Genomic DNA, 21,064 nt, shown 5'->3' with positions numbered 1-21,064 from the left:
TGGCCCTGCCGGTGCTCCGCGACCCGCAGGCCCAGCCGGAGGACGCGAAGATCACCCGGCGGCCCTTCACTACCGCGCTTCACCACCTCCGATGGCGAGCGCGAGCTTCCACATCCCGGTGGACGGATTGACCTCGTGCTCCTTCCCCCATTCGGCCAGTTGCTCCGCCCGCCTCGCAGCCAGCCGCCAGTGCGGCGCGTAACGGTCGAACTTCATGCCGGTCTTGCCGTATCCGGCGGGGAACACTTCACCAAGGACCGGCATGAGCTCCTTGAAGGATCGAGCCGGACGGCGATAGTCCTTGAAGTGCAGCAGCAGCCACACCTCGAAGCAGGGGTTCGAGAACGCTACCTCGATGTTCTTCCGCCGCGCTTCGACTGCCGTCCGCTCCAGGTCGGGAAAGTCGTCAACGTCGAGAACGCACCACGTCGCGTCGTATTCGCCGCCCGCCTGGTCACGCAGGAGCACCGCGTGGTCAACGACCTGGGAGGGCGACCTCGGGTGTTCGACGATCCTCAGGGAAACGGCCGAATTCCGAACGCTCGACTTCAGCCCCTGAAGGTAGTCGCGCTCGGTCACCTTCGCGCCACAGACCACCAGAAGCCTCTGCTTCGACTCCCGGTGCCCCGTCCGCCTGGTCAGTGACGTGTCAAAAGAGGGACGCTTGCGTCCGCTCGGCTTCTCCGCCCTTGCCATCATCGTCCCCCCGCGCTGCCACGGCGCTGGCAAAATTGTCGTCGATGTACGGCACACCGCCGTAGCTCCCGCTGAGGTACCGTCGCTCGCGGTTCTCCTCCTGGCGCGGCTTGAAGTCGGCGAGGGCGAACAGCTCCGTCTCGCCGTGCTCGGTCTTCTCCACGAACCAGACCTGATCCCGCCGCAGGACGTCCTCCCCGCCTGCCCGACCGAGCAGACTGGAGTCGTGCGAGGTGAAGATCAACTGGGCACCGTTCGGATTGGTCCCGGAATCCTGGAAAAGCCCGATCAAGCGTGCTGTGAGAATCGGATGGAGGCTCGAATCGATTTCGTCCACCACGAAGGTACCGCCCCGACGGAGTGCCCCCATGATGAGAGGTGCCTGCCGCAGCAGGGCCTGAGTGCCCTCGGACTCCTCGGACACGTCCATCCTGACGATCCCGTCGCGCCCGCGATGTCCTATCCACGGGCGCATGACCTCACGCGGTCCGTGCTCTTCGAGTTCCGCGAGCCGCCATTGCGGAATGCGCGTGCCGTAGCGTTTCCGCAGCTCCTCCTCATCCAGCAGTACGCGATCTGTGCCGCATTCCGCGATCCCGAGGTCTGCGGCGCGCAGCAGACCGATGAACTCGGGATGCCGGTCCGGGTTCTCCAGGATTCGCGCCACACCGATGCCGCTCGTTCCCTGTGACCGTCGGCTGAACTGGAGGCTCCGGGCGAACCAGTCGTAAACAGGGCGGAAGTCGTCCTGCCGGGAGCGTGCCGCGAGGGACATGAAGAGGACGTTGGGCTCGGTGATGTTCTCGACCAGTTCCAGCTCCCGCCGGTGCTGCGAATCGCCGATCTCCAGTCCATCCACCGAACGTTCGAAGATCTTGCGCTTCCGGCCGTGGGGAAAGCTGTGCAGCCACTCGTCGACCACTCGGTCATCGTCCACGCTGAACCCGTAGGTGTAGCGGACTCCGTCGATGAGCAGGTCCACCACGTACCAGGACGGTTCCTCTCGCGCCGCCCCTTCGAGACGGAAGGGCTGCCGGGCCACACCACCGTCCGGCTCCGCGTCCCGGTGCGAGTTGACGACCATCCTGCTCATGTACGCCAGGGCATCGATCACGTTCGACTTGCCGGCGGCATTGGCTCCGAAGATGCCCGCCACAGGGACCGCGTCCCAGTGCGTCCCCGGCGGCCTGTCCGCTTCATAGACCGGGTTGAGCTGGAGCGATTGCTCCTCTCTGATCGATCGGTGGTTCGCGACCCTGAAGTTCAGCAACATCTGTGATCCCCCCTTCGCGGGCTGTCACGCTTTTCTCTGCAAGTCAATCGCGCAAACCGGCCTTGGGCAAGCCTGAACAGGCTGCCACACGCCCGTGGCAGCCTGAAGATCGTGGACTTCCCGCACCGAGGCCGCGAGGCCGGCGCGAGAAGTCAGCCCGGCTGACTTCTCGCGCGGTCGGTGGGTGGCCCAGTCGGCGGGCCACAGAGCGGCGGCGAGCGCAGGAAGTCGGCGGGGTCGACTTCCTGCGCGGGCGGTGGGGGAAGGGGCTCAGGAGTGGGGGTTGGCCGGGGTGGGGAGGGCGAGTTCGCACCAGACGGTCTTGCCGATGTAGCCCTCGCCGCGCGGGTGGGCGCCCCAGGAGGTGGCGAGGGCGGCGACGAGTTCGAGGCCCCGGCCGGACTCGTCGTCGCAGGCGGCGTGGCGCAGGGTGGGGAGGTCGGAGTTCGCGTCGGAGACCTCGATGCGGAGCAGGGAGTCGGTGGGGAGGAGGACGCGCACGCCGATCATCCGGTCACGCGGGGAGCGGGCGTGACGGCAGGCGTTGGTGACGAGTTCGCTGAGGAGGATCAGGCCGGTCTCGGCGGCGTCGACGGGCACCTCCCACTCGAAGGCCTGCCGGATGAAGCGGATCCGGGCACGGCCGGCGCTGCGGGGGAGGCGGGGGAACATCCACTCGACGGCGTCGACGGGCTGAGTGAGCATCAGGGTTCCTTGGGGGTGTACGGACGGCTTCACTCGTGAGGGCTGAGTTCGGCCATTTCACCCTTCAAGGGTCGGCAGCCAGGCATAGCCTCAGCAGTAACGCCGCATGTACAGCGAGAGCTTGAACCGCCCTGCGACCAGGGCAGGAAGGGGCACGGGGCAGTGAGCACGCCGAAGGAAAACCCGATGTCGTGGAAGTACTGCGGCGACCAGCTCAAGCGGTGGCGCACGAAGGCGGGAGTGTCGCGGGAGGAGTTGGCCAAGGAGGCCTGCTACGACATCGAGAGCGTGCGGTCGATGGAGGCGGGGCGGCGGCGGCCGTCGCTCAAGCTGCTCCAGGCGGCGGATGAACTCTGCGACGCGAGAGGGATGATCGTCGGGGCGGCAGACTTCCTCGCGCCCGAGAAGTTCTCGTCGTACTCGCGGGGATACACCGAGGCTGAACGCGAAGCAATCGCGTTCCACGCCTACTCAGCCCTGCTGATTCCAGGTCTGCTCCAGACAGAGGAGTACGCCCGCGAGACAATCAGCAACTCATACCCGCCGCTGGATGACGAGACAGTCGCCGCCCGTGTTGCTGGTCGGATGCAGCGACAGGAGAGACTACGTAATCGCCCAACCGTCTTTCACGGCTTCGTGATCCACGAAGCCGCACTCAGAGCTGCTGTCGGCACCAAAGACCTCATGAAGCGACAGCTCGATCACCTGCTCGACGTTGGCGAACTCCGCAATGTATCCATTCAGGCGCTTCCGATCGATCGGGCCGCCTACGCGGCGCTCAACGGCCCGATGATCCTGCTGGAAACTCCGGATCATGAACAACTCGCTTATGTCGAGGGGCAGGGCACAGGGATCCTGCACGGCGATCCTGAGCGCGTGAACCTGCTAGCGCAGCGCCATGGCATGATCCGCACGCAGGCCCTCAGCATTGAGGAGTCGAAGGCCTTCATCAGACGGATGGCGGAAGAGCTATGAGCACCATGCTTCAGTGGTTCAAGTCCAGCTACAGCACCACGGACGGCGGCGAGTGCGTAGAAGTCGCCTCCTGCCCCTCCACCGTCCACGTCCGTGACTCCAAGGACAGGACCGGCCCCACCCTCACCTTCTCCCCCGAGGCCTGGTCGTCCTTCGTCTCCTTCGCGGCCGAAGCTCAAGCCGCCGAGGCCGAGTGACCCCTAAAGGAACGGGTGGGTAACCACCTTCCAACCACCCTTGTACACAGCACATATGACTTATCGTCACAGCTTCACCACGCCGCGTTCCGCCATGTAGCGTGCCCACTAACGAATCAACCCCCGCCGGTGCTACCAACACCGAACGGGGGTCTGACCATCACGATCGAAAAAGGCTCGATCCTGTGGCTGCCCACGACTCTACCGCCATGGCCTCCCCCGGGTACGGCAAGCAGTCCGCCCCGGAGCAACTCCCCCGCTCCGCGACCGACTTCGCCCACCTCCCGGCGCGCGAGGCGTACCTCGCCTCCCTCATCGACCACCTCCCCGACGGCGCCGCGATGGACGTGAAGACCCTCGCCGCCCTCCAGCCCCACTACGGGCAGATGGCCTGCCGCACGGCCCTCAACAGGCTGTCCACCGCAGGCCACCTGCGTCGTGTCCGCGAGCGGGTCGGCGACCGGCAGAGCCGCTGGGTGTTCCGCACCTACTTCTCCCGCACACCCCGCTCGGACGCCTGGTGGACGCGGTTCATCATGACCGGCGAGACGTCAACGCCCACCACGCCCGATCCCCCGCAGGGGCGAACGCTCAACCGCACCTCCCCCACCTCCGCCGCCTACGCCGCCCTCGCCGGCCTCGGCGTCGCCGACCCCCGCCTCGCGCTCTCCGCCGCCGACTGCGCGGCCCTCGAACCGCTGGCCGCCGAGTGGCTGGCCCGGGGCACCACCCCGGCCCTCTTCACGGCCGCACTCACCGCAGGCCTCCCGCCGGAGGGCGTCCACAGCCCGGCGGCCTTCACCCGCCGCCGCCTGCTCGACAAGCTGCCCCCGGAACGCACGCCCCTGGACGACCACCCACGGCGGGCCCGCGTCCTCGAATGCACCGCCTGCCGCACCCCGTGCCGTCCGCACGCCCTCCTCGGCGGCCTCTGCCGCGTCTGCCACGGCGCCCCTCCGCCCCCGCCACCCCGCTCCGGCGCCCTCTCCCCCACCGCCGTCCGCGCCCACGCCGCCCGAATCCGGCAAGCCATGGCCACATCGCCGTGATCATGAATATTCACAGGCGATGGCGTTAACCTATGCAAAATCCCAAGGTGAACTACGTAACAAACCTTGCATTCCAAGCCGCTCGGTTTGCCCACATGCTGAGATCCGTGCGATAGTCAAGGCGTCGAACTTCGGCGGGCCCGACCTGGCACTGCCGACGCCCATCGCACGGCACGCACCCCCTTGGCCGGCGCGATGACTTGCAGGGCCCCCATCCGCCGGACCACGGCGAATCCGGGGGCCCCGCGCGTATCCGGAACCGCGGGCCTCAGGGCCGCTCGCGCACCTTCAGCTCGAACCAGACTCCCTTGCCCCGCGGCAGCAGGTCCGCCCCCCAGCGGTCGGCGAGGTCGTCGACGATCCTCAGCCCCCGCCCCCGCTCGTTCACCGGACTGGCCTCGGCGAGGATCATGCAGGGCAGCGCCCGGGAGGAGTCGCGGACCTCGATCCGCAGCCAGCCGGGCTTGCGGCTGACGTGCAGGCCGATGGTGCGCCCGGCCGCGTGCCGCACCGCGTTGGCCACCAGCTCACCGGTCAGCAGTTCCCCGACCTCCAGGTGCTGGTGGAGCTCCCAGGACTCCAGGACGCACAGCACCAGCCGACGGGCCACCGGGCCCGACTCCGTCCGGGACGGCAGCCGCACCTCGTTGGGCGCGGACGGGTCGCGGAGTCTGTCGGAGTACATCTCCTCCAGTTCCTCGGAGGAGAGCCGCTCCAGCGCCGAGAGCCCGCCCTGGAGGTCGATCCAGGACGCCTCGGCCACCGCGCCGGCCCCGGAAACTGACGACTGATCTGTTTCGCCCCAACCCGCCATGCGGACCATCATTGCGGAACGCAAGCAGCCGCGTACGGACAATGAGCAAACGATCTCACCCGATCGGCATATGCCTGGAGCAAGAAGGGGCCACCCGGGCCGACTTCCGTCAAGCCCGGGTTGACCCCGGCTGCCCGCTCAGCAGCCGTCTACCACTTGCTCCACGGCAGGTTCCAGCCGCTCAGCCCGTTCGCCGGGTCGAGCGTCTCCTTCCTCGACGAGTTCTTCACGGTCATCACGTCGCCGACCAGCGAACCGTCGTAGAACTTGCCCATCGAGGTGTCCGCACCGCCGCCCTCGACGTCCTTGAGGCCCACGCAGCCGTGGCTGACGTTGTCCTCGCCGAAGGTGCTGTTCCTGCTCCACCAGTTGCCGTGCACGTAGGTGCCGGAGGTGGTCAGCCGCATCGAGTGCGGGACCTGGAGGTCGTACGGCGCACCGGTCATCCCGGGGAGGGTGCTGGACTGCATCCGCACCACGCCCTCCTTGGACATGATGACCATCGTCCCGTTCCAGGTGGGGTGTTCGGGCGCACCGGCGCTGATGTCGATGTCATCGGACACGCCGTCCCGTACGACCGTCATCTTGTGTGCGGCGACGTCAACCGTCGAAATCTGGGACCGCCCGATCGTGAAGGGCTCGTCCCGGTCCCCGCCGTACACCCCCGGGGCGATCTCGACGCTCTTGAGGCGGTAGTGCACGACCACCTTGGTGCCGGGCTTCCAGTACTGCTCCGGACGGAAGTCGAGCCGGCGGTCGTCGAACCAGTGGCCCTTGACCACGGTGCCGTTGTCGGTCTCGAAGGTGATGCCCCTGGCGACCTCGTCCCGGTTCCTGACGTCCTTGCTGAAGTTCACCGAGACGATCATGCCGACGCCGTAGGTGGCGCCGTTCTCGACGTTGTCCGAGGCCTTGGCGAGCGCCGTCGGGGTCAGCGTGGTGAAACTGCTGTCCGCCGTGGCGACCGCACCGTCGGCGTCCGCGGCCATCGCGCTGACCTGGTAGGCGGTGCCCACCTCCAGGGGCGCCGCGGGCGCCCAGGAGGCGCCGTCCGCGGCGATGGTGCCGGGGACCTCCTTGCCCGTCCGGTCGTTCACCTTGACGGTGGTGAGCCTGCCGCCGGTCGCGCCGATCTTCAGCGCGTTCGGCGCCACGTCCACCGAACCGGCCCCGGGCTCTATGCTCACGGCGGCCGTGGAGACCTTCGGCACCGTGCTGGTGGGCGTCGCCGCCACCGTGGGCTTGGCACTGGCCGCGCCGGCCGCACCGGCCCCCAGGTCGGCCTTGGCCGCGCTTCCCCCACCGCCCCCGTTCCCCCCGCCGCAGGCGGCCGTCAGCGCCATCGCCCCGCCGACCAGACCGACCGCCACCACTCTGCGTATCGACCTCAACGTCGATTCCCTCCCTCAGAAGACCCGAGAAACTCCCCGTGGACCCGACGGACCCGACCGGACACACGCGCCCGGCCACCGGAAAGGTTGCGCCATTCGCGGGGCTCGTCGCCCCGGAAACCGCCGCGGTCCGACCCCAACGAGTGAGGTCGGACCGCACGACGGAGGACTCGCCGACAGGCCCGGAGTAGCAGGGCCTACCGGCGGGTAGGGCCTACCAGTTGGCCCACTCCAGGTTCCAGCCGCCCAGCCCGTTGGAGGGCGCGACGGTCTTCTCCTTGGTGTTCACGATCTTGATGGGGTCGCCGACCATCGAGTCGTTGAAGAACTTGCCCGCGACCGAGCTGTCGCTGCCGCCCTTCACGTCCTGCATCGACACGCAGCCGTGGCTGGCGTTGGACTTGCCGAAGGGGTTGGCCCAGTAGTTGCCGTGCACGAAGGTGCCGGAGGTGGTCAGCCGCATCGCGTGCGGCACGTCCTGGATGTCGTACTCGCCGCCGAGACCGACGGTCTGCGAGTTCATCCGGGTGACCTTCTCCTTGGACATGACGACCATCGTCCCGCCCCAGGACGGCGTGGCGTCCGCGCCCAGGGTGACCGGCACGGTGGTGCTCTTGCCGCCGGTCTCGATGGTCATCTGGTGCGACTTGGCGTCCGCCGTGGAGATCATCGACCGGCCGATGGTGAACGGCTCGTCCTTGTCCACGTCGCCGTAGATGCCCGGGGCGACCTCGACGTTCTTCAGCCGGTACTTGACGGTCACCTTGGTGTCCGGCGCCCAGTACTGCTCCGGACGGAAGTCCACCCGGCGGTCGCCGAACCAGTGGCCCTTGACCACGGTGCCGTTGCTGGTCTCGAAGGTGATGCCCTTGACGACGGCGTCCTTGTTCTTGACGTCCTTGTTGAAGTTCACCGAGACGATCATGCCGACGCCGTAGGTGGCGCCGTCGCTGATGTTGTCGTTGGTGGAGATCTTCTTCTCCGGCGTCAGCGTGGTGAACGAGGTGGTGGACGCGGCCACCAGTCCCTCGCCGTCCTTGGCCTGCGCGTTCACCTTGTACGCCATGCCGACCGCGAGCGCCCCCGCGGGCTTCCAGCCGGCACCGTCCGGGGTGATCGCGCCCTCGACCGGCTTGCCGTTCTTGTCGGTCACCTCGACCGTGGTGAGCTTGCCGTTGGAGACGGACACCTGGAGCCCGTTCGGCGCGACGTCCTGGGCGCCGTCCTTCGGCTCGACGGCGAGCACCGCGGCCGAGGACTTCGGCGTGGCCGGCGCGCCCCCGCCGTCCGCCGGCGCGGGCGCCGAGGCCGCGCTGCCGCCCCCCGAGTCGCCCGAACCGCTGCCCTTGTCGTCGTTGCACGCGGCGGTGAGCAGCAGTACCCCGCCCATGACCAGCGCCATCGCCCCCCTGCGCCCGTAGCGGTTGCTGGTGCGTATCGCGCTGCCGGCCGTCTTACCCGTCTTCACGGTTTCTCCCCTCCCGGTATTCACTCTCTTGACGCGTTGAGTGCCCCCATGAGTTGCACTCTCCAGCCGATCTTTCCGGCCGGACGCCGGACGCGCCGGAGCAGGATAGCTAAGCCGTCCGAGTGAATTTCCAGTGGAGTCGGTTGACGCGAGGGTGAAGACGGGACGAACGGGACCTATGGCACGGACGGCACCCGGCGCAGCGCGCTCCCCGCCACCCACTGGTCCCACGGCACGTTCCAGCCGTTGAGCCCGTTCTGCGGCGGAACGAAGTCCCCGGACGAGGCCTTCACCTCCAGCACGTCCCCCGGGACGGTGTGCTCGAACAGCCAGCCCGCCGGGGAGTCCTTGCTCGCCCCGCCCTTGGCGTCGGCCAGCCCGATGCAGCCGTGGCTGGTGTTGGCGGTGCCGAACACCGTCGGGTCCGCCCAGTAGTTGCCGTGGACGAAGGTGCCGGAGGCGGTGAGCCGCATCGCGTGCGGGACGTCCTTGATGTCGTACTCGTCGCCCATGCCGACGGTCTGCGAGTTCATCCGGGTCACCCTGTACTTCTCCGACACCACCATCACCCCCCGGTAGGTGGAGTGGTCGCGGCTTCCGCCGGAGACCTTGAGCACCCGGACCACCCTGCCGCCCTGGCCGGCCCGGACGGTCAGGGTGTGGGCGTCCAGGTCGACGGTGGAGACCTGCGCCCGGCCGACGGTGAAGCGCAGGTCCCGGCTCTGGGTGCCGAACTCCCCCGGCGCGCCCTGCACGTCCTTGAGCCGCAGCGCCACCGTGACCCTGGTGCCGGCCGCCCAGTACTGCTGCGGGCGGAAGTCCAGCCGCTGGCCGCCGAACCAGTGCGCGGCCACCGGCACCGGCGGGTCGGCGACGACCTGGACGGCCTTCTCCACCGCCGCCCGGTCGGTGATCGGACGGCTGAAGCGCAGCGAGACCGGCATGCCGACGCCGACCGTGGAGCCGTCCTCCGGGGTGAAGAAGGCCACGAAGGTGTGCTCCCGGGCCACGGTCGTGAACGCCGAGTGCTGGGCCGCCTTCTGGCCCCGGTCGTCCTCGGCGACGGCGTCCAGGGTGAACGCGGTACCGAGCGGCAGCGGGCCGTCCGGCGCCCAGCCGGCGCCGTCCGGGGCGATCGTGCCGGGCACCTCGGTGCCCTTGGCGTCGGCCAGCCGGACGGACACCAGCCGCCCCTGGGCGACGCTCACCCGGACCGCGCCCTCCGGCCCCACGTCCTGCGCCCCGTCGGCCGGCAGCGCGCCGATCACCGCCCGGGAGGGCGCCGGCGGCGCCGTCCGCCCGTCGGCCGCGACCGCGTCCCCGTCCGGCACCGCCGGGGAACCGCCCCCGCCGCACCCCGTGAGAACGGCCAGGCAGCAGGCCACCGCCGCCGCGCCCCGCGCCCACACCCGTCCTCGGCGCCGCATCCCGGGGCCTCCCACTGTTCACGTCCGACGCCCGGAACAACGAGGCGCGGCGACGCGGGGACACGCCGATCGGCCCGGAATCCGGCCCCCGTCGACCCGCCCGCCCGAGCCCACTGCTTCCGGCCGACGCAATCCGGGAAAGAGAAGGTGAACGGACCCGGAACACCGCGCCCAGGGAGGCCATGGCGATGGCGTCGGACCAGGAGCTGACCCCCGGCAGCTGGCAACCCCTGGGCGCCCGCTACCGCACCGACCGGCTCGGCCGCCACGGCACCAACTTCGCGCTCTGGGCGGGGGGCGCCGAGGCCGTCGAGCTGTGCCTGTTCGACGAGGAGGGCCGGGAGAGCCGCCACCGCCTCACCGAGCAGGACTTCCAGGTCTGGCACGGATTCCTCCCCGGCGTCCTCCCCGGCACCCGCTACGGCTTCCGGGTGCACGGCCGCTGGGACCCGTGGACCGGCGCCCGCTGGAACCCGGCCAAGCTGCTGCTCGACCCGTACGCCCGCGCCGTGGACGGCTGTTACACCTCGCACGACGCCGCCTGCTCCGCCGTCCGCGACTGGCCCGAGGCGGACGCCGCCGACACCGTCCGGGACAACCGCGACTCCGCGCCGTACGTGCCCAGGTCCGTGGTCGTCCACGACGACGACGACTGGTACGACGACCACCGCCCGAAGACCCCGTGGCCCGAGACGGTGCTCTACGAACTGCACGTGCGCGGCTTCACCATGCGCCACCCCGACGTCCCCCCGGAGCTGCGCGGTACCTACGCCGGCCTCGCCCACCCCGCCGCCGTCGCCCACCTCACCCGGCTCGGGGTGACCGCCGTCGAACTGCTGCCGGTGCACCAGCACGCCAGCGAGGACCACCTCCAGGCCCGCGGACTGGTCAACTACTGGGGCTACAACACGGTCGGCTACTTCGCCCCGCACGCCGGCTACTCCGCCTCCGGCTCCCGCGGCGGCCAGGTCGGCGAGTTCAAGCGGATGGTCCGCGCCCTGCACGCCGCCGGGATCGAGGTGATCCTGGACGTGGTGTTCAACCACACCGCCGAGGGCGGCGCCCTGGGCCCGGCGCTCTCGCTGCGCGGCATCGACAACGCCGCCTACTACCGCCTCCCGCCGAACCGCCCGCGCGGCTACGCCGACTACACCGGCTGCGGCAACACCCTGGACACCCGCCGCCCGCAGGTGATCCGGCTGATCACCGACTCGCTGCGCTACTGGGTCGCCGAGATGGGCGTGGACGGCTTCCGCTTCGACCTGGCCGCCGCCCTGGCCCGCGGCGGCCCGAACGGCGGCGACGCCGTCGACACGGACCACCCCTTCCTCGCCGCCGTCGCCCAGGACCCGCTGCTCAGCCGGGTGAAGCTGATCGCCGAGCCCTGGGACGTCGGGCCGGGCGGCTACCAGGTCGGCGGCTTCCCCCCGCTGTGGGCCGAGTGGAACGACCGGTTCCGCGACACCGTCCGGGACTTCTGGCGCGGCGCCCGCCCGGACGTGCGCGAACTCGGCTACCGCCTCTCCGGCTCCTCCGACCTCTACCAGCGGGCCGGCCGCCGCCCGTACGCCTCGGTCAACTACGTGACGGCGCACGACGGTTTCACCCTGCGCGACCTGGTCTCCTACGACCGCAAGCACAACGGGGCCAACGGCGAGGACAACCGGGACGGCACCGACGACAACCGCTCCTGGAACCACGGCGTGGAGGGCGAGACCACCGACCCGGCGGTCAACTCGCTGCGGCTGCGCCAACTCCGCAACCTGACCGCCACCCTGCTGCTCTCCGCCGGCGTCCCGATGCTCACCGCCGGGGACGAGCTGGGCCGCACCCAGGGCGGCAACAACAACGCCTACTGCCAGGACAACGAGGTCGGCTGGCTGGACTGGTCGCTCCTGGAACAGCCCGGCTGGCAGGAGCTGTGCGAATTCACCGCCCGGCTGGTCCGGTTGCGCCGGGCCCACCCGGTGCTGCGCCGGCGGGCGTTCTTCTCCGGCCGGGCCGTCACCCCCGGCGGGCAGCCCGACCTCGCCTGGTTCACCCCGGAGGGCCGGGAGATGACCGAGGACGACTGGTTCGCGCCGACCGCCTGCCTCGGCATGCTGCTCTCCGGCGCCGCGATGTCCGAACGGGACGACGCCGGACTGCCGCTGAGCGACGACGGCTTCCTGCTGCTGCTCAACGGGGGCCCGGAGCCGGTGGTGTTCACCCTGCCCGGCCTGCCCTGGGCGGCGCCGGCGGCCGACTGGGAGACGGTGGTCGACACCGCCCCCGCGGACTGCGGCCGACCGTGCCCGCGCGGCGCCGTCGTCCTGGACGGGCGCTCGCTGCGACTGCTGCGCGCGCCCGCCCAGGACACCTAGACCGGCTCAGCTGCGGGCGTGCCCGACCTCGACGTTCTCCAGCACACCGATGGCGTCCGGCACCAGCACCGCCGCCGAGTAGTAGGTGCTGACCAGGTAGGAGGCGATCGCCTTCTCGTCGATGCCCATGAACCGGACGTTCAGGCCCGGCTCCACCTCGTCCGGGATGCCGATCTGGGTGAGGCCGACCACGCCCTGGTTGTCCTCGCCGACACGCATCGCGATGAACGCGCTGGTCTGCTGGTCGGACACCGGGATCTTGTTGCACGGGAAGATCGGCACCCCGCGCCAGGTCGGCCGCCGCTTGCCGAGGACGTCGACGGTGGGCGGGTAGAGGCCGGCCCGGTTGCACTCCCGCTCGAAGGCCGCGATCGCGCGCGGGTGGGCGAACAGGTAGTCGGTCTCGCGGCGCATGCTCAGCAGCTCGTCCAGGTCGTCCGGGGTGGGCGCCCCGGCCCGGGTCTGGATCCGCTGGTCGAAGTCGGCGTTGCTGAGCAGGCCGAACTCCGGGTTGTTGACGAGCTCGTGCTCCTGCCGCTCCCGCAGGGCCTCGATGGTCAGCCGCAGCTGCTCCTCGGTCTGGTTCATCGGCTTGTTGTAGAGGTCCGCGACCCGGGTGTGCACCTTGAGGACGGTCTGCGCGACGCTCAGCTCGTACTCGCGCGGCCTCAGCTCGTAGTCCACGAAGGCGCCGGGCAGCTCGTACTCGCCCTCGTGGCCGGCCGAGAGGTCGATCTCCGCCTCGCCGTGCTCGTTCTGCGCCTGGGCGGCGTCGGCGGCGAAGCCCAGCAGCTGCTCGCGCAGCGACTCGGAGCGGCCGATCAGCTCCTGGAGCACCGGCCAGGACAGCGCCATCGCGACACCGGAGGTGCTCGCCTTCACGGTGTACGGCCAGCTGCCGCCGCCCTCGGTGATCGCCTCGTCGCCGATGTGGTCGCCGTCCGCGAGCGAGCCGAGTACGGTCTGCTCGCCGTACTTGCCGGTGCCGATCCGGTCCACCTTGCCGTGCGCGATCAGGAACACCTCGTCGATCGGCGCCCCCTCCCGCACCAGCACCTCGCCCGGCGCGAAGTCCCGCTGGACGAAACGGCGGGCCAGCTCGGCCAGCACCTCCTCGTCCTCGAAACCGCGCAGCGCCGGCACCTCGGTCAGCGAGGGGGCGATCACGCTCACCGCGGAGCCGGTCTTCGCGAAGCTCACCCGGCCGCGCCCGGGGGCGTAGCTCAGCCGCCGGTTGACCCGGTAGGTGCCCGCGCTGACCTGCACCCACGGCAGCATCCTCAGGAGCCAGCGGGAGGTGATCTCCTGCATCTGGGGCTTCGACTTGGTCGTCGTGGCCAGGTTCCGCGCCGCGGTGGTGCTGAGGCTGAGCTGGGCCCGTACCCGCACGGTTGCGGAGCCGGGGCCGGGGCCGGGGGTCGGCTCGGTTTCGACCGTCATCTGAGCACTCCTGTCACTCGCGTATCCATGAACATCCGTCAGGAGATCTCATCGGTCGTTCGGCAGGCGCTCGCAAGAGGCGCACGGCGCACTCCTCCCTGCACGAACGGCGTCGCACGCCCCGCATTTCACGCCCGCCCCGCCCGTTCGGGTGGCCGGTTCTCGCCGAGCGTTCCCGACAGGGGCGAAAAACCGGATGAGAAGTGACCGGCTCTCTGCCTACCCTCACCGAGATGGCCGAGAACAGACAAGACCCCGAGAACCCGCCCCAGGGAAGCCACCGGACCGCTTCGACCGACGCGACCGCCCCGACCGCCGGAACCGACGCGACCGACGGAGCCGGTCCGGCCGGGCCCGGGCCGCGGCGCTCCGCGGTCCGCTCCCTGCTGCGCCTGTGGCCGTACGCCCGCGCCGTACGCGGCCGGCTGGCCGTCTCGGTGACGGCGGCCACGCTCGGCATGCTCAGCACCCTCGCCGTCCCGGTGGTCCTCGGCCTGATCGTGGACGGCCCGCTCGCCGAGCACGACCTGGCCGGCCTCTGGCCGCTGGTCGGCCTGCTGCTGCTCCTCGGCCTGGTCGAGTCCGCGCTGTTCTACACCCGCCGGGTGGTGCTGGCCCGCCCGCTGGCCGGGCTGGAGACGGCGATGCGCGGGGACCTCTTCGCCAAGCTCCAGCGGCTGCCGATCTCCTTCCACGACCGCTGGGGCTCCGGCCAGCTGCTCTCCCGGGCCACCGCCGACATGTACACCATGCGGCTGTTCCTGGCCTTCCCGCTGGTCTTCCTGATCGTCAACTCGGTGATGTTCCTGGCCGGCACCGCGGTGATGTTCACCCAGGACTGGCGGCTCGCGCTGATCGCCCTGACCCCGGTCGTCCCGCTGTTCGTGCTCACCCGGCGGTTCGAGTCCGGCTACTCCGGCGCCGCCCGGCTCGCCCAGGACCAGAACGGGGACATCGCCACCCTGGTCGAGGAGTCCGTCCTCGGCATCCGCATCCTCAAGGCCTTCGGCCGCCACCGCTCGATGGCCGAGCGCTTCCGCGCCCGGACCCAGGAGCTGCGCCGCACCGAGCTGCGCAAGGCGCACCTGCTCGCCAACCTCTGGGCGGTCATCGTCGGCCTGCCGGAGATCGCGCTCGGCTGCGCCCTCGCCGTCGGCGCCTACCTGGTGGCCCACGACGAGCTGAGCGCCGGCACCCTGGTCGCCTTCCTCTCCACCGCGCTCGCGCTGCGCTGGCCGGTCGAGTCGCTCGGCTGGCTGCTCGCCTACGCCAACGAGGCGGCCACCGCCACCGACCGCTTCTTCGAGGTGCTGGACGAGCCGGACACCGAGGCGGACACCCCCGCCCCGGCCGCCGCCGGACCCGCCACCCCGGACGGCATCCGCCTCACCGGCGTCCGCTTCCGCTACCCCGACGCCCCCGACGGCACCCCCGACCTGCTGGCCGGCATCGACCTGCACATCCGCAGCGGCGAGACGATGGCCCTGGTCGGCGCCACCGGCAGCGGCAAGACCACGCTCACCGCACTGCTCCCCCGGCTGTACGAGGCCACCGGCGGCACCATCACGCTGGACGGCCGGGACATCCGCGAGCTGCCCCGGCAGCGGCTGCGCGAACTCGTCGCGGTCGCCTTCGAGGAACCCACCCTGTTCTCCGCCACCGTCCGGGAGAACGTCCTGATGGGCGCCCCGGGTGCCGGCGAGGAGCAGCTGCGCACCGCCCTCGCCACCGCCCAGGCCGGCTTCGTCGAGAAGCTCCCGCAGGGCCCGGACACCGAGGTCGGCGAGCAGGGCCTGAGCCTGTCCGGCGGCCAGCGCCAGCGCCTCGCGCTGGCCCGCGCGGTGGTCGGCGACCCGGCCTTCCTGGTGCTGGACGACCCGCTCTCCGCGCTGGACGTGCACACCGAGGCCCTGGTCGAGCGGGCACTTCGCGAGGTCCTCGGCGCCACCACCGCCCTGGTGGTCGCCCACCGCCCCAGCACCGTGCTGCTCGCCGACCGGGTCGCCGTGCTGGCGGACGGCCGGATCGCGGCCGTCGGCACCCACCAGGAGCTGCTGCGCGACTGCGCGCACTACCGAGAACTGATGTCGGGCGAGGCCACCCCGGTGCCCGACGGCTCCCTGGCGTCGAAAGGAGGGCGCGCATGACCACCACCGCCGAACCCGTGCAGGCCGGCCCCGCCGCGCCGCCCGAGGAGGAACTGCCCCCGCCGCCCGCCGACGAGGAGGACATCCCCGTCCCCCCGGGCGCGCCCCGGGCGCTGCTGCGCTCGCTGCTCGGCCCGCACCGGGGCCGGATCGCCATCGCGATGGTGGTGATCCTGGTCCAGCAGGCCGCGCTCCAGTCCGGCCCGCTGCTGGTCGCGGTGGCGATGGACCGCGGCATCCCGGCACTGCGCGAGCACGACGCCGGCCCGCTGGTCGCGGTGGTCGCGGCCTACCTGTTCTGCGCGCTGCTCAGCCCGGTGCTCCAGTGGGTGTTCATCAAGATCAGCGCCCGGGTCAACCAGGACGTGGTGCTGGAGCTGCGCGGCCGGATCTTCCGGCACGCCCAGCGGCTCAGCCTGGACTTCCACGAGCGCTACACCTCGGGCCGGATCATCTCCCGCGCCACCAGCGACATCGACGCCCTGCGCGAGCTGCTCTCCGAGGGCCTCCAGGAGCTCCTGGCCGTCTTCCTGTCGGTCTGCTACATCTCGGTGCTGCTGGTGGTGCTGGACTGGCGGCTCGGCCTGGTCTCACTGGCGTCCTTCCTGCCGCTGGCCCTGATCGCCCGGTCCTTCCGCCACCGTTCGCGCCGGGTCTACCGGCGCTCGCGCACCTCGGCCGCCTCGCTGATCGTCCGCTTCACCGAGACCATGAACGGCATCCGCCCGGTGCAGGCCTTCCGCCGCGAGAAGGCCAACGACGCCGCGTTCGCCGTGGTCAACCGGCAGTCGGCCGTCGCGACCGCGGACGGCTTCCTGGAACTCGCCCGCTACGTCGGCCTCTCCCGCGCCACCGCCAACCTGTGGACCACCGGCGTGGTGCTGCTCGGCGCCTACCTGGTCGTCGACGACGCGCTGGAGCTGGGCGTGCTCACCGCCTTCGCGCTCTACCTGCGCCGGCTCTACGACCCGGTCGACCAGCTGGCGATGTTCCTGAACAGCTACCAGTCGGCCGCCGCCGCCCTGGAGAAGATCGCCGGCCTGCTCGCCCACGAGCCGACCGTCGCCGAGCCGGCCGAGCCGAAGCACCTCCCGGGTGGGCGGGCCACCGCCCGTGAGGTCTCCTTCGAGGCGACCCGCTTCGCCTACCGCACCGGCAAGGAGGTGCTGCCGGCCTTCGACCTGCTGATCCCGGCCGGGCAGACGGTCGCGGTGGTCGGCGCGACCGGCGCGGGCAAGTCGACGGTGGCCAAGCTGCTGGCCCGCTTCTACGACCCGACCGACGGCCGGATCCGGCTGGACGGCGTGGACCTGCGCGACCTGGCCACCCCCGAGCTGCGGCAAGGGGTGGTGATGGTGACCCAGGAGTCCTTCCTGTTCTCCGGCACCGTCGCCGAGAACATCGCGATCGGCCGCCCCGGCGCCACCCGCGAGGAGGTCGAACAGGCCGCCCGCGACATCGGCGCGTACGAGTTCATCGCCGCCCTGCCGGACGGCTTCGACACCGACGTGCGCAAGCGCGGCGGCCGGATCTCGGCCGGCCAGCGCCAGCTGGTGGCCTTCGCCCGCGCCCTGCTGGCCGACCCGGCGGTGCTGATCCTGGACGAGGCGACCAGCTCGCTGGACGTCCCCGGGGAGCAGGCCGTGCAGCGGGCGATGCGCACGGTACTGGCCGGACGGACGGCCGTTATCATCGCCCACCGGCTCTCCACCGTGGAGATCGCCGACCGGGTCCTGGTCATGGACCAGGGCCGGATCGTGGAAGATGGCTCCCCACAGGAGCTGATCGACGGCTCCGGCCGTTTCGCCGCCCTCCACCGGGCCTGGCGGGACAGCCTGGTCTAGGGCCCCCTGATTGTGCCCGTCCGGGTGCGCCGTCACGCACCCGGACGGGCCACCCCACTTCCCGACCGGAGGTACGGGCGCGGCCGCGCACCCGGTTCACGGCGGTGCCGCGCGGGCGGCCGCCGCCCCGCCGAGGCGGACGGCGGCCGTCCGCACGGTCAGCGCAGCAGTCCGGCGTCCATCCCGGCCGACTCGGCCGGCAGGGCGACCAGCCCCAGCTCGGCCGGCGAGGCCAGCCGCGGGTGCGCGGGCAGCACCCGGACGGTGTAGCCGAACGGGCCGGTCCGGCACAGCTCCAGCGAGCCCTCGTAGCGGGTGCGGCCGTCCAGGTCGGGCCCGCCGACCGGCTTGAGGGCGAGCAGGCAGGCGTCCGAGATCCGGTCCCGCTCGTCCACCCGGCCGGAGACCACCTGCACCTCGACGTCTCCCGGCTCCAGCGTCCCGAGCGCGACCTGCACCCGCAGCGCCAGCGAGCTGCCCAGCTCCTGCGCCTCGGCCGGGCAGTCCGCCTCGACGTGCTCGACCCGCACGGCCGGCCACGCCTCCCGGACCTTCGCCTTCCAGACCGCCAGCTCGCGGGCGCCGGTGAACCGCCCGGCTGCTACTCGCCCGCTCGCTTCCGGGCGCTCCCCCGCCAGCTCCCGCTGGGCCTGCGCCGCCGGGGCGTAGAGCCGTTCGACGTACTCCCGGACCATCCGCCCGGCCAGCACCTTGGGCCCGAGGGTGACCAGGGTGTGCCGGACCATGGCGATCCACTGCTGCGGCAGCCCGTCCGCGTCCCGGTCGTAGAACCGGCCGGCGACCTGGTTCTCGATCAGGTCGTAGAGCGCGGCCGCCTCGATGTCGTCGCGCCGCTCGGCCTCGCCGCTCTCCGGGTCGAGCACCCCGCCGCTCTCGTCGGCGGTGGGGATCGCCCAGCCGTTGCGGCCGTCGTACCACTCGTCCCACCAGCCGTCCAGGACGGACAGGTTGAGGCAGCCGTTGAGCGCCGCCTTCATCCCGGAGGTGCCGCAGGCCTCCAGCGGGCGCAGCGGGTTGTTCAGCCAGACGTCGCAGCCCGGGTAGAGGCGCTGGGCCATCGCCATGTCGTAGTCCGGCAGGAAGACGATCCGGTGCCGCACCGCCGGGTCGTCGGCGAAGGCGACCAGCTGCTGGATCAGCCGCTTGCCGCCGTCGTCGGCCGGGTGGGCCTTGCCGGCGACCACGATCTGCACCGGCCGGGTGGGGTGCAGCAGCAGGGCGCGCAGCCGTTCCTGGTCGCGCAGCATCAGGGTGAGCCGCTTGTACGAGGGCACCCGGCGGGCGAAGCCGATGGTGAGCACGTCGGGGTCGAGCACCGAGGAGACCCAGCCGAGCTCGGCCCCGCCGGCCCCGCGCCGGCGCCAGGAGGCGTGCAGCCGGCGGCGGGCCTCCTCCACCAGCTGGGCCCGCAGGGTGCGCCGCAGCTCCCAGACCTCGGTGTTGCCGATCCGCTCCAGGCCCGTCCAGCGCCCGGTCTCGCCGGTGGTCATGGCCTCCTCGGCGCGCTCGGCGCCGAGTTCGGCGGCACCGAGCCGGACCACCGCCGGGTCGATCCAGGTGGCGGCGTGCACGCCGTTGGTGACCGAGGTGATCGGCACCTCGGCGGCGTCGAAGCCGGGCCACAGGCCGTTGAACATCGAGCGGCTGACCTCGCCGTGCAGGGTGGAGACTCCGTTGGCGCGCTGGGCCAGCCGCAGGCCCATGGCGGCCATGTTGAACAGCTTCGGGTCCCCGTCGGGCCAGCTCTCGGCGCCGAGCGCGAGCACCTGGTCGACCGGCACGCCCGGCAGCGCGGCGTCGCCGCCGAAGTGGCGGGCGACCAGCTCGCGGTCGAAGCGGTCGATTCCGGCCGGGACGGGCGTGTGGGTGGTGAAGAGGGTGCCGGCCCGGACGGCCTCCAGGGCGGCGGCGAAGTCGAGGCCGTTCCGGTCGTCGGCGACCAGCTCCCGGATGCGTTCCACACCGAGGAAGCCGGCGTGACCCTCGTTGGTGTGGAAGACGTCGGGGGCGGGGTGCCCGGTGAGCCGGCAGTAGGCGCGCACCGCCCGGACGCCGCCGATGCCGAGCAGCATCTCCTGGAGCAGCCGGTGCTCGCTGCCGCCGCCGTACAGCCGGTCGGTGACGTCCCGCTCGGCGGACGAGTTGGCCTCGACGTCGGAGTCGAGCAGCAGCAGCGGGACGCGCCCGACCTGGGCCTTCCAGACGTGGGCGGCCAGGGTGCGGCCGCCGGGCAGGGCGAGGTCGACCCGGCTGGGGGTGCCGTCGGCCTCCCGCAGCAGGCTGACCGCGAGTTCGTCCGGATCGAGCAGCGGATAGCGCTCCTGCTGCCAGCCGTCCCGGCTCAGGGACTGGCGGAAGTAGCCGTGCCGGTAGAACAGGCCGACGCCGATGACCGGCACGCCGAGGTCGCTGGCGGCCTTGAGGTGGTCGCCGGCCAGGATGCCGAGCCCGCCGGAGTACTGGGGCAGCGCGGCGGCGATGCCGTACTCCGGCGAGAAGTAGGCGATCGCGGCGGGCAGCGGGGCGGCGTCGGACTGCTGCCGGGTCTGGTACCAGCGGGGGCCGGTGAGGTACTCGCGCAGGTCGTCGGCGAGGTCGCCGAGTCTGCGCAGGAAGCGCCGGTCGGTGGCGAGTGCGGCCAGTCGGGCGGCCGGGACCTCCCCGAGCAGCCGCACCGGGTCCTCGCCGGTCGCGGCCCAGACCTCCGGGTCCACGGACCGGAAGAGGTCCCTGGTCTCGGGGTGCCAGGACCAGCGCAGGTTGAGGGCCAGCTCGTGCAACGGCTGGAGTTGTTCGGGCAGGACGGTGCGGACGGTGAATCTGCGGATTGCCTTCACGGCGTGAAGCGTAGCCGCGGCGGTCGGCCCGACAGTGCGTCAAGTGGGCTATTGGGCATCCGTTCGGGCTATTGATGAGATCGCATTCGGCGCATTGGTCCGCACGGGGGGCGCGCGGGGCGCACATTTCGGGGGTCCGCGCTACCAATACGTGAACTCTTCGGTACGGGTCCATTTCCGATCGCGCATCCACCCGGGAGATGGCCCGAAACTACTGTCGTACCGGTGCGAAAACCTCGCCTCCGGTGCGAGGATGACCGAAGGCCGCTGATGCTGTGGGGAGTGCGACGACGGGTGGCGTCCCCCGCGAAGCAGCACGTCCGAATCCTTTTCGCGTTGGCCGTTCCCGTCCTTCTTAGCCCATTCGGCGCTCGCCGCGCACGGACGCGTGTCCTCGCCCCCGGCCCGCTCGTTCAC

Annotated in this window: 15 protein-coding genes; 6 read left to right on the top strand and 9 right to left on the bottom strand. The window is 71.3% G+C overall.

Going from position 1 to position 21,064, the window contains the following annotated elements:
- Window positions 1–69 precede the first annotated feature (69 nt).
- From ACZ7RU_RS05695 to ACZ7RU_RS05685, 3 genes are all read right to left on the bottom strand, one after another.
- Complete coding sequence (locus ACZ7RU_RS05695; protein WP_470339645.1) at window positions 70–696, bottom strand: RloB family protein; 627 nt, start codon at window positions 694–696, stop codon at window positions 70–72.
- On the bottom strand, window positions 650–1,969 hold the full coding sequence (locus ACZ7RU_RS05690) for an AAA family ATPase (RefSeq protein WP_470339644.1): 1,320 nt from the start codon (window positions 1,967–1,969) through the stop codon (window positions 650–652). Before ACZ7RU_RS05690 ends, ACZ7RU_RS05695 begins: the two co-directional genes overlap by 47 nt.
- 270 nt (window positions 1,970–2,239) lie before the next feature.
- Window positions 2,240–2,674 carry an ATP-binding protein gene (locus ACZ7RU_RS05685; protein WP_470339643.1) on the bottom strand — a complete coding sequence of 145 codons (435 nt, stop codon included), beginning with the start codon at window positions 2,672–2,674 and terminating at the stop codon, window positions 2,240–2,242.
- 162 nt (window positions 2,675–2,836) lie between these two features.
- Here ACZ7RU_RS05685 and ACZ7RU_RS05680 point away from each other — a divergent pair, with 162 nt between their 5' ends.
- The 3 genes from ACZ7RU_RS05680 to ACZ7RU_RS05670 all read left to right on the top strand — a co-directional run bounded on the left by ACZ7RU_RS05680 (window position 2,837) and on the right by ACZ7RU_RS05670 (window position 4,895).
- A complete protein-coding gene (locus tag ACZ7RU_RS05680) occupies window positions 2,837–3,649 on the top strand; it encodes a helix-turn-helix domain-containing protein (RefSeq protein ID WP_470339642.1) in 813 nt (270 codons plus the stop codon).
- Window positions 3,646–3,846 carry a DUF397 domain-containing protein gene (locus ACZ7RU_RS05675; RefSeq protein ID WP_470339641.1) on the top strand — a complete coding sequence of 67 codons (201 nt, stop codon included), beginning with the start codon at window positions 3,646–3,648 and terminating at the stop codon, window positions 3,844–3,846. Before ACZ7RU_RS05680 ends, ACZ7RU_RS05675 begins: the two co-directional genes overlap by 4 nt.
- A gap of 209 nt (window positions 3,847–4,055) precedes the next feature.
- Entirely contained in the window at window positions 4,056–4,895 is an 840-nt protein-coding gene (locus ACZ7RU_RS05670; protein ID WP_470339640.1) for a hypothetical protein, read from the top strand.
- Window positions 4,896–5,163: 268 nt separating this feature from the next.
- On the opposite strand, the gene ACZ7RU_RS05665 is transcribed toward ACZ7RU_RS05670, so the two are convergent.
- From ACZ7RU_RS05665 to ACZ7RU_RS05650, 4 genes are all read right to left on the bottom strand, one after another.
- Window positions 5,164–5,658 (bottom strand): ATP-binding protein, encoded by a 495-nt coding sequence (locus ACZ7RU_RS05665; protein WP_470339639.1) that lies wholly within the window; start codon window positions 5,656–5,658, stop codon window positions 5,164–5,166.
- 200 nt (window positions 5,659–5,858) lie between these two features.
- Window positions 5,859–7,100 carry a L,D-transpeptidase gene (locus ACZ7RU_RS05660; protein ID WP_470339638.1) on the bottom strand — a complete coding sequence of 414 codons (1,242 nt, stop codon included), beginning with the start codon at window positions 7,098–7,100 and terminating at the stop codon, window positions 5,859–5,861.
- A 214-nt stretch (window positions 7,101–7,314) separates the two neighbouring features.
- Window positions 7,315–8,568 (bottom strand): L,D-transpeptidase, encoded by a 1,254-nt coding sequence (locus tag ACZ7RU_RS05655; protein ID WP_470339637.1) that lies wholly within the window; start codon window positions 8,566–8,568, stop codon window positions 7,315–7,317.
- 176 nt (window positions 8,569–8,744) lie between these two features.
- Window positions 8,745–9,995: a L,D-transpeptidase gene (locus ACZ7RU_RS05650; RefSeq protein ID WP_470339636.1), complete on the bottom strand. Its 1,251-nt coding sequence runs from the start codon at window positions 9,993–9,995 to the stop codon at window positions 8,745–8,747.
- A gap of 182 nt (window positions 9,996–10,177) precedes the next feature.
- On the opposite strand from ACZ7RU_RS05650, the gene glgX reads away from it, so the two are divergent.
- A complete protein-coding gene (gene glgX, locus ACZ7RU_RS05645) occupies window positions 10,178–12,358 on the top strand; it encodes a glycogen debranching protein GlgX (RefSeq protein WP_470339635.1) in 2,181 nt (726 codons plus the stop codon).
- A gap of 6 nt (window positions 12,359–12,364) precedes the next feature.
- On the opposite strand, the gene ACZ7RU_RS05640 is transcribed toward glgX, so the two are convergent.
- The gene (locus ACZ7RU_RS05640) at window positions 12,365–13,798 is read right to left on the bottom strand and encodes a family 2B encapsulin nanocompartment shell protein (protein ID WP_470339634.1); all 1,434 of its coding nucleotides are present in this window, start codon (window positions 13,796–13,798) and stop codon (window positions 12,365–12,367) included.
- A 233-nt stretch (window positions 13,799–14,031) separates the two neighbouring features.
- On the opposite strand from ACZ7RU_RS05640, the gene ACZ7RU_RS05635 reads away from it, so the two are divergent.
- Together ACZ7RU_RS05635 and ACZ7RU_RS05630 are read left to right on the top strand one after the other, a co-directional pair.
- A complete protein-coding gene (locus tag ACZ7RU_RS05635; protein ID WP_470339633.1) occupies window positions 14,032–15,945 on the top strand; it encodes an ABC transporter ATP-binding protein in 1,914 nt (637 codons plus the stop codon).
- Window positions 15,942–17,789: an ABC transporter ATP-binding protein gene (locus ACZ7RU_RS05630; RefSeq protein ID WP_470339632.1), complete on the top strand. Its 1,848-nt coding sequence runs from the start codon at window positions 15,942–15,944 to the stop codon at window positions 17,787–17,789. The genes ACZ7RU_RS05635 and ACZ7RU_RS05630 overlap by 4 nt, the downstream gene beginning before the upstream one ends.
- Window positions 17,790–17,947: 158 nt before the next feature.
- Here ACZ7RU_RS05630 and glgP read toward each other — a convergent pair whose 3' ends face one another.
- Window positions 17,948–20,647 (bottom strand): alpha-glucan family phosphorylase, encoded by a 2,700-nt coding sequence (glgP, locus tag ACZ7RU_RS05625; protein ID WP_470339631.1) that lies wholly within the window; start codon window positions 20,645–20,647, stop codon window positions 17,948–17,950.
- Between the last annotated feature and the right edge of the window lie 417 nt (window positions 20,648–21,064).

The organism is Kitasatospora sp. NPDC114501, assembly GCF_055633695.1.
This window is presented reverse-complemented; position numbering and strand designations above follow the sequence as displayed.